Below are 8503 nucleotides of genomic sequence, written 5' to 3' on the forward strand. Positions count from 1 at the left end.
TCTGAAAAATAGTAGGATGGTACGCAACTGCGTTAAAAGTCATGAGTGGGCAAATTGCCAACTAGAGTGGTAACACGGGATATACTCTCGTCTCTTTATTGAGATGAGAGTTTTTTTTCTAAAAAAATACTTAAGGAGGATGAATATGATAGATTTTAAAAATCAAGCAGTCAATTTAATGTCTCAAATAGATAGTAGTCTAGACATTGGTGAAATAGAGTCCTTGATTGAAATTCCACCATCTTATGATATGGGAGACTATGCTTTTCCATGTTTTAAATTAGCTAAAACTTTTAGAAAAGCACCAAATCTAATTGCAGAAGAAATTGCAAATAAAATTGGAGAAAATGAATATTTTGAAAGAATTGAAAATGTAGGTCCATATGTGAATTTTTTTGTTAATAAAGAAGTTCTTGCAAAGACAGTTCTTGATGATATAAAAAGCAAAAATGAAAGATATGGCTCTTCAACTCTTGGAGAAGGGAAAACTGTCATTGTTGAGTATTCTTCACCTAATATTGCTAAACCTTTTCATATTGGGCATATAAGAACGACTATAATAGGTCATTCACTATATAGAATATATAGTTTTTTGGGTTATAAAACTATAGCCATTAATCATTTAGGAGACTATGGGACCCAATTTGGTAAATTAATTGTAGCTTATAAGAATTGGGGAGATAGGAGCGTTATAGAAAAAGATCCTATAAATGAACTTTTAAAATTATATGTTAAATTCCATGAAGAAGCAGAAAAAAATGATAATTTAAATGATGAAGCTAGGAGCTGGTTTAAAAAGCTTGAAGATGGAAATGAAGAAGCTTTAAAATTATGGCATTGGATGAGAGAGATAAGCTTAAAAGAATTTAACAAAGTTTATGATTTGCTAGGCATAAAATTTGACTATTTTACTGGAGAAAGTTTTTATTCAGATAAAATGCCAAGAGTAATTGAAGAGTTAGAAGAAAAAAATCTATTAGTAAAATCAGAAGGTGCTGAAATAGTAGATTTAGAAAGCTATAATATGCCACCTGCTCTAATCAAAAAAAGCGATGGTTCCACTCTTTACATTACAAGGGATATAGCAGCAGCTATCTATAGAAAGGAAAATTTTGATTTTTATAAAAATATTTATGTGGTCGGTTCGGAACAAATACTTCACTTTAAACAATGGAAAAAAGTTATAGAATTAATGGGATATGATTGGGCAGAAGATTGCATTCATGTACCTTTTGGAATGGTTAGTCTTGAAGAAGGAACTATGTCTACTAGAAAAGGAAAGGTAGTATTTTTAGAAGATGTTCTTAAAAAAGCGGTTGAAAAAACTCGAGATATTATAGATGAAAGAAATCCAGATTTAGATGATAAAGAAGCAGTAGCAAAACAAGTAGGAATTGGAGCTATTGTGTTTCAAGAATTGTTTAACAGTAGAATAAAAGACTATATATTTTCTTGGGATAAGACTTTGAGTTTTGAAGGAGAAACAGGACCATATGTGCAATATGCTCATGCAAGAGCAAGTAGCCTTTTAGGGAAAAGTAATTTTTCTATAGAAGATGAAGTGGACTATTCATTGTTGAATACTGAAGAGGAAATGAATATTATAAGGCTTTTATATGGTTTTCCAAATGTTATAATAGATAGTGCAGAAAAAAATGAACCTTCCTTTGTTACTCGTCAAATAGTAGAAATAGCTAAGGCATTTAATAGGTTTTATCACAATTGTCCAATACTTACAGAGGAGGAAGATTTGAAAACAGCTAGATTGCATTTAGTTTATGCTACAAAAGTTGTTTTAAAAACAGGACTTTCATTGTTGGGTATAGAAGCTCCTGAAAAAATGTAGAGGAGAATATTCATGAATGAAGAAGTTGTCAAAAATTTTCTTTTAAGTGCATTTAGTTTGATTGATAATGAAGAGAAAAGATATATTAGTGAAGTAACTATTATTACAATAAAATCTCTATTACCTCAAGAAAATGAAATAGGCAATAGAATTAATTATGATAGATTAGAAAAAGAAATGGAACTTTGGTATTATTATAGACAAGGTGACAATACTTCACTATTGAATTCAATATATTTAAATAATGCTGATGTTTATTGGAATGAATTTGATGATAGTATCTATATAAGATTAACTCCAATTGTTTTTTCAAACAACAATTGGGATATTATAAGAGAAGAAATACTTAAATATATTTTATTTACGACAGGAAATATATCTACTATATTGGAAGGGCTAATGGTTTCCAAGATTCTATTTTTGATAATGAATAACAATGAAGAAATGGTTGATGAGTTAAAATGTGAAATAATAAATTTTTCTCAAAGTGAATTTTTAGAGAAATTTTCTCAATATTTTAGAGTGCCAGTTGAAAAATATCCTAAAAAATTTTCTATAGAATTTGAAAGAAAAAGAATAGCTTTAATAAATATTTTAAATGGAATGGGTTCTAATGAATTTAGTACTTTGCGAGAATCTTTGAGAACTGCACAAAACAATATTCAAGCAAACAATATTCAAGCTGAGTATAGTATCTTTGCTAAGGCACTATACTCAATCAAAAACCCCATATCCAATAAAAAAGATATAAGAATTTATGAAAATTTTTGTGATTATTTATGCAAGTTAAATAAAGGTAGAATAGAGCCAAGTTTATTGGCTATTGACAAATATTATTTGCCAAATATATTTTCGTTTAAAGAAGGAGAAGAATTTTATCATTCACTATTAAGCAAATGCAAAGTATTAAAAAAAGAAGAGACAAAGGTTGTTCTTAAGACAAAATCAGGTATATATGAATTTAAAAGATAGGGTCCTCAAGATTTAGAGGGCCTATCTTTGTAAGTATTCTAAAAATTCATCCTCACTACTATCTGCAAGTAAGCTTAACTCTTTTATAATACTATTTTTTAAATTCATAAAAGCCTCAATATTAGTGTTTTTTCCTGTATATTCAAGAGCTTCAAGGATCATTAGCATATCTTTTTTTGACATTTCAGCAATAGAAATTTTTTCAAATTCGTGCATATACTTACCCCTTCCTACAAATATTTAATTATATATTCTATAAAAAAGTATAAAAACCTTCTTAAAAACAAAAAATTCTACAAAAAATATGTTTTATAGCTAGACAGATTTTATAAAATCTAACTTATATTTATTATGCTATAATGGATATGAATAATTTAAAAAGGAAGGATATATTATGAATACAATAATATCTACTTTAAACTCAAAATTTATACACTCATCCCTTTCAATAAGATATTTAAAAAGTTTTTGCCATGATATACCCAATATGTATATTCGAGAGTTTACTATAAATCAAAATACAGATTTTATAACTGGAGAAATATACAAAGAAAATCCAGATATAGTTGCGTTTTCATGCTATATTTGGAATATAGAAAATACTTTAGAAATCTGTGAAAGGTTAAAAATTGTCAATCCCAATATTAAAATAATATTAGGGGGGCCAGAAGTTTCTTTTGATGGAGAAGAAGTGCTTAAAAATTGTGATTATATTGATTTTATAATCTATGGAGAAGGTGAGATAACTTTTAGAGAACTCATTTTGGATTTAATAGATGATAAGAATGAGTTTTATGATATAAAAGGATTGATATTCAGAGAAGATGGGAAAATAATCAAAAATAAGCCTAGACCGCTAATTGAAAATCTAGATATTATACCTTCACCATATATTGAAGACTTAGATGATTTCAAGGACAAGATTGTTTATTTTGAAAGTTCAAGAGGCTGTCCTTTTGGTTGTAAATTTTGTCTTTCATCTACTATAAAAGGTGTTAGATTTTTTAGTCTAGACAGAGTGAAAGATGATTTAGGAAGACTAATAGATGCAAAAGTAAAACAAGTAAAATTTGTTGATAGAACTTTTAATACTAATAAAGATTATGCTATGGAAATTATGAATTTTATTATGGAGAAGGATCCCCAAAATATAAATTTCCATTTTGAAGTCACAGCTCATTTGTTAGATGATGAAATGCTAAGTTTTTTGAGCAATGCAAAAGAAGGACTTTTCCAGTTTGAAATTGGAGTACAATCGACAAATTTAGAAACTATCGAGGCTATAGGTAGAGTTACAGATATTGAAAAATTGAAAAATGTTACTAAAACTATAAAAAGTTATGGAAATATACATCAGCATTTAGATTTAATTGCAGGTCTTCCCTATGAAGATTACAGTTCTTTTGAAAAATCATTTAATGATGTATATGAATTGAGACCTGAAAAGCTACAATTGGGATTTTTGAAACTGTTGAAGGGATCCGAATTGAGAAAAGATGCTGATATATATGGATTTAAGTATCTAGACAAACCTCCATATGAAGTACTGGAGACAAATTATATTTCTTATGATGAAATGTTAAAACTAAAAACCATTGAAGACTTGGTAGAAAAGTATGGAAATGAGGGTTTTTTTGAAAATTCATTGCTTTATATTATAAAAAATTATTATGAAAATCCTTTTGATTTTTATGAAGATTTTGCTTTTCAATGGGAGTCTAAAACTTATCATAGGATTTCTCATAGTAGAAATGAATTGTATAAAATATTGTATTGTTTTTATGAACAGACTATTGGGGAAAATTTAGATATATTTAGTGAGGTATTGAAATATGACTTTATATTTAACAATAAAAATCCTACTATACCAACTTATTTTAAAAGATTCAGTATAGATGAAATACAAAACAAAAAACATGATTTTCTTAAAATAAGGGAAAATGTGGCTGAGTTTTTACCAGAGTATGTAGATATCCCTACAAAAAAAGTGATAAATGAAATCCATATTGAAGCTTTTAAATTTGACATATTAAGTTTAATATATGAGGATTATGATTTAAATTCTTTGCATATGGGAGAAAATTTTATATTGTTTAATTATAGAAAAGATAAGGTAATAAGTAGATGCAGAGTAAAAGACATTACTAAAAAATTTAATGAAATCTAGGGAGGGTATTTTTTTGAATATATTTAAAGATATTTATTATGTAAATTCTACTGCAATTAAAAAAACAGGAAGAGGTTTTGGCAAAAACTGGCCTATCATCTTTTCTGGATTTTTATATACTTTTTTAAATTTGGTGTTGTTTAGTATAATTAACTATTTATTCAGAGGTTTTTTAAATATACTGGTTGGATTTGCTGCAGCCATAATATCGAGTAGTCTTATATCTAATTATCTTTATTTATTATTTAATGTGATAAAATACGATAGAGTTACTTTAAAAAATGTCAAAGAAGGTTTTAGTTATTTTCTTTGGAAAGTATATGGCATATTTTTTATTGCATGGATTCTAAATTTTTTATTAGGAGGATTAGGAAATATTGCACCTACTGTTTCAACCAGGATAAATATTATAATAAATTTATTGATACTTATAATATTTAATCCACTTCCAGAGATAGTTTATCAAAAATCTTATTCACCTTGGGAATCAATAACTTATTCTTTTGATTTTATGAAAGAAAATTGGTTAAATTGGCTAATACCAAATATATTATTTTTCTTTATATTGTATAAATTGACAGGCAATATCATATCAGATGTGTTTATGACTCACATAATGTATGATTTTGACTTTTCTATAAAAGGAATATTTAATTATCTTTTTGGTCAATTTTTATTTTCTTTTTTCATGATATACAGAGGTTATTTATTTGAACTTTTAAGTACTAGCACTATGAGAAAGAGAATGTATATGAAAAAACTTAATGAGTAGTGGGTGATGAACATGGAAATGATAGAAAATTATTTTAAAGGAAAAACTAAAAATTTGTCGTTTATAGAGCTAAAAGAAGATTCGTTTATTGAAGTGAATGACTACACCATAGAGGATTATATACCCTTGCCTATTATAACGGATGTCTTAGTTGAAGAAATAAACAAGGGAAAAATATATGAGGAGATAAAAATTTCTCATATAATTGAGGGAATTATCTATACTCTGGGTGTAGACTCAAATTTTAAATATAGGGACAAGTATATAGAAATATTGTTTGCATATAACTGTGAAATAAAAGATTATATTTTTAATAAAGGCATGATATTTTTGACAGAATCAAACTATGAATTAGCGATAGTTTATTTTAGAGCTTTAATTAATATTGATAGCGAAAATATAAATGGAATGTTTAATTATGGTATTTGCTTAGAAGAAAAGGCGAAAAATTTGATTCGTATTGGCAGGGAAGAAGAAGGAGAAGTCTTCTTAAAGGAAGCTACTAAATATTTTGAGACCATATTAGATATATCAGAAAATTATTCTCTTGCTTATTATAAACTTGGATATCATTATAAATATTTTGGGCAATTTTTAAAGGCTAAAATCATATGGGAGAGATTTTTACTGTTAGATGATGATAAAGAGAGAAAACAAGAAATTAGGGAAGAGATAGCTAGTATTGAAGATGATTCTAATTATGAAGAGGGACTTAATCTTTTTTATTCAGGTAAATATGATAGAGCATTAGAAAAATTTATAAACTTAAAAATAAAGCATGAAAATTGGTGGAATTTAGAATACATGATAGGCTTGTGTTTCAAAGAAGCAGGAAATTTAGAAGAGTCTATAGAACATTTTAATAATGGGATTGAGTTAAATGGAGACGTAGTGGATTTGTACAATGAACTAGGTATATGCCTTTTTTCAATTGGAAAATTTAAAGAAGCCATAGAAGCTTTTACGATTGGGATAGATAAAGATGAAAATGATTATAAAATAATATGTAACAGAGGAGTTGTATATTATCAATTAGGTTTATATGACGTGGCTACATTAGATATAGAAAGAGCTTATAAATTAGCTCCTCAAGATGAAATAGTCAAAAGGTTTAAAATGAATTTAGATGAGATAAAGCGAATAAATAATGTATAATAATTATGTTGAATATTTAATATTTTGAAATTCAAATTATAAAATAACTTCAAGGGGGAGTATATATGGCAATAAATAAGTTGGAAGAACTTTTAAAGTTTGATTATGAAGAAAAAATGAAGTTAGCAGTAGTTGCTTCACATGATGAGGAAGTACTAGAAGCAGTGTCAGAAGCTAGAAACATTGGAATAATTGAACCTATTTTAATTGGAGATAAGAAGAAAACCAAGAGTATTATTAAAGAAAAAGGGCTTAGACTTCAAAATTGTGAGATGATTGATGAGAGTGACTTGACTAGAGCAGCAGAAATTGGAGTAAGAGCTGTAAGCGAAGGTAGAGCACATTTTATAATGAAAGGACTAATAGATACATCTATTCTCTTAAAACAAATATTAAACAAGGAATATGGTCTTAGAACAGATAGCCTTTTGAGTCATACTATGTTGTATGAGATACCTAGCTATCATAAGATAATCTATCTAACAGATGGAGGTATGAATCTAGTGCCTGGGTTAGAAGATAAAGTAAAAATCATTGAGAATAGTGTTAAAGTTTGCAAAGCACTTGGAAATGATGAAGTAAAAGTTGCATGTCTTGCTGCTAAAGAAAAAGTTAATCCCAAGATGGAAGCAACGGTTCATGCTGATGAACTAAAAAAAATGTGTGATAATGGAAAGTTTGAAAGTGGAGTAATAGTAGATGGACCTATGGCTCTTGATTTAGCTGTTTCAAGGCATGCAGCAGAAATTAAAGGATATAATAGCAAGGTTGCAGGGGATGCTGATATACTATTAGTACCAAATATAGAGATGGGAAATGGAATAGGAAAAAGTATAACTTATTTTGCAGGAGGGAAATCTGCAGGAATAGTCATGGGAGCTAAAGCTCCAGTTGTTTTAGTATCAAGAGCTGATAGTCATGAAGCAAAACTTTATTCAATAGCATTAGGAAGTATAATTTCAAAATATCAACTTTAATGAAAAAGTGAATAAAAATGAGAATATGGGAGTTTTAATTATATAATTCACATTATTTTATGTTTTTTTAGCAAATATAAAGTTGAACAATAGCTAAAAATGTGCTAATTTAATATATGTCCTTTGGACAAGGGAACAAATTAAGTATTGACAAAGGGCAAATAATATGATAACATTTCATATTGTTGCTTCAGGAAATATAGCAAAAGATTTTAAAAAAGTTAGCGAAAAAAAGTTGACAAAGGTTTTAGAATATGCTATATTGATAAAGCAACTCAAAAGAACCATGACAATTGAACAGCGTGAAACAATCCTTGAGTTTAATTAAAAATTATTAAGACAGGTAAAACTTTTTTATGAGAGTTTGATCCTGGCTCAGGACGAACGCTGGCGGCGTGCCTAACACATGCAAGTCGAGCGAAGAATATATAAAGAAATCTTCGGATGGAAATATATATTTCTTAGCGGCGGACGGGTGAGTAACGCGTGAGGAACCTGCCTTGTACTAGGGGATAGCCTCGGGAAACCGGGATTAATACCCTATGATACTTGAGGATCGCATGATTTTCAAGTCAAAGCGATTAAGCGGTATAAGATGGACTCGCGTCCCATTA

At 28.2% G+C, this 8503-nt stretch carries 8 protein-coding genes, 1 rRNA gene and 1 other annotated feature (1 of these 10 running past the window's edge); of the genes, 8 read left to right on the forward strand and 1 reads right to left on the reverse strand.

Annotated features, from left to right (window positions below):
• Positions 1 to 98, forward strand: a binding site (T-box leader); it begins 108 nt to the left of the window's first position.
• Positions 99 to 145: 47 nt separating this feature from the next.
• Together argS and BUA21_RS07055 are read left to right on the forward strand one after the other, a co-directional pair.
• Positions 146 to 1846 carry an arginine--tRNA ligase gene (gene argS / locus BUA21_RS07050; protein ID WP_072744094.1) on the forward strand — a complete coding sequence of 567 codons (1701 nt, stop codon included), beginning with the start codon at positions 146 to 148 and terminating at the stop codon, positions 1844 to 1846.
• A gap of 12 nt (positions 1847 to 1858) precedes the next feature.
• Entirely contained in the window at positions 1859 to 2818 is a 960-nt protein-coding gene (locus tag BUA21_RS07055; protein WP_072744095.1) for a hypothetical protein, read from the forward strand.
• Between the two features lie 21 nt (positions 2819 to 2839).
• Here the strand turns inward: BUA21_RS07055 and BUA21_RS07060 are convergent, their stop codons facing one another.
• A complete protein-coding gene (locus BUA21_RS07060) occupies positions 2840 to 3034 on the reverse strand; it encodes a hypothetical protein (RefSeq protein WP_072744096.1) in 195 nt (64 codons plus the stop codon).
• A gap of 178 nt (positions 3035 to 3212) precedes the next feature.
• On the opposite strand from BUA21_RS07060, the gene BUA21_RS07065 reads away from it, so the two are divergent.
• The 6 genes from BUA21_RS07065 to BUA21_RS07085 all read left to right on the forward strand — a co-directional run.
• Positions 3213 to 4985, forward strand: a complete 1773-nt coding sequence (locus BUA21_RS07065; protein ID WP_072744097.1) for a B12-binding domain-containing radical SAM protein — start codon at positions 3213 to 3215, stop codon at positions 4983 to 4985.
• Positions 4986 to 4998: 13 nt separating this feature from the next.
• Positions 4999 to 5757 (forward strand): hypothetical protein, encoded by a 759-nt coding sequence (locus BUA21_RS07070; protein WP_072744098.1) that lies wholly within the window; start codon positions 4999 to 5001, stop codon positions 5755 to 5757.
• 12 nt (positions 5758 to 5769) lie between these two features.
• Positions 5770 to 6912, forward strand: a complete 1143-nt coding sequence (locus tag BUA21_RS07075; RefSeq protein WP_072744099.1) for a tetratricopeptide repeat protein — start codon at positions 5770 to 5772, stop codon at positions 6910 to 6912.
• Between the two features lie 65 nt (positions 6913 to 6977).
• Complete coding sequence (locus BUA21_RS07080) at positions 6978 to 7889, forward strand: bifunctional enoyl-CoA hydratase/phosphate acetyltransferase (RefSeq protein ID WP_072744100.1); 912 nt, start codon at positions 6978 to 6980, stop codon at positions 7887 to 7889.
• 166 nt (positions 7890 to 8055) lie between these two features.
• Entirely contained in the window at positions 8056 to 8217 is a 162-nt protein-coding gene (locus tag BUA21_RS14705) for a hypothetical protein (RefSeq protein ID WP_158281651.1), read from the forward strand.
• Positions 8218 to 8241: 24 nt separating this feature from the next.
• Positions 8242 to 8503 (forward strand): 16S ribosomal RNA (locus BUA21_RS07085); the annotation flags it as partial.

Origin of the sequence: Sporanaerobacter acetigenes DSM 13106, assembly GCF_900130025.1 — a bacterium.
GTDB classification, from domain to species: domain Bacteria; phylum Bacillota; class Clostridia; order Tissierellales; family Sporanaerobacteraceae; genus Sporanaerobacter; species Sporanaerobacter acetigenes.

Excerpts from the sequence above, each read along its gene's own strand:
- argS (WP_072744094.1), top strand. The coding sequence starts at position 146 with ATGATAGATTTTAAAAATCAAGCAGTCAATTTAATGTCTCAAATAGAT.
- BUA21_RS07080 (WP_072744100.1), top strand. The coding sequence starts at position 6,978 with ATGGCAATAAATAAGTTGGAAGAACTTTTAAAGTTTGATTATGAAGAA.
- BUA21_RS07055 (WP_072744095.1), top strand. The coding sequence starts at position 1,859 with ATGAATGAAGAAGTTGTCAAAAATTTTCTTTTAAGTGCATTTAGTTTG.
- BUA21_RS14705 (WP_158281651.1), top strand. The coding sequence starts at position 8,056 with ATGATAACATTTCATATTGTTGCTTCAGGAAATATAGCAAAAGATTTT.
- BUA21_RS07060 (WP_072744096.1), bottom strand. The coding sequence starts at position 3,034 with ATGCACGAATTTGAAAAAATTTCTATTGCTGAAATGTCAAAAAAAGAT.
- BUA21_RS07065 (WP_072744097.1), top strand. The coding sequence starts at position 3,213 with ATGAATACAATAATATCTACTTTAAACTCAAAATTTATACACTCATCC.
- BUA21_RS07075 (WP_072744099.1), top strand. The coding sequence starts at position 5,770 with ATGGAAATGATAGAAAATTATTTTAAAGGAAAAACTAAAAATTTGTCG.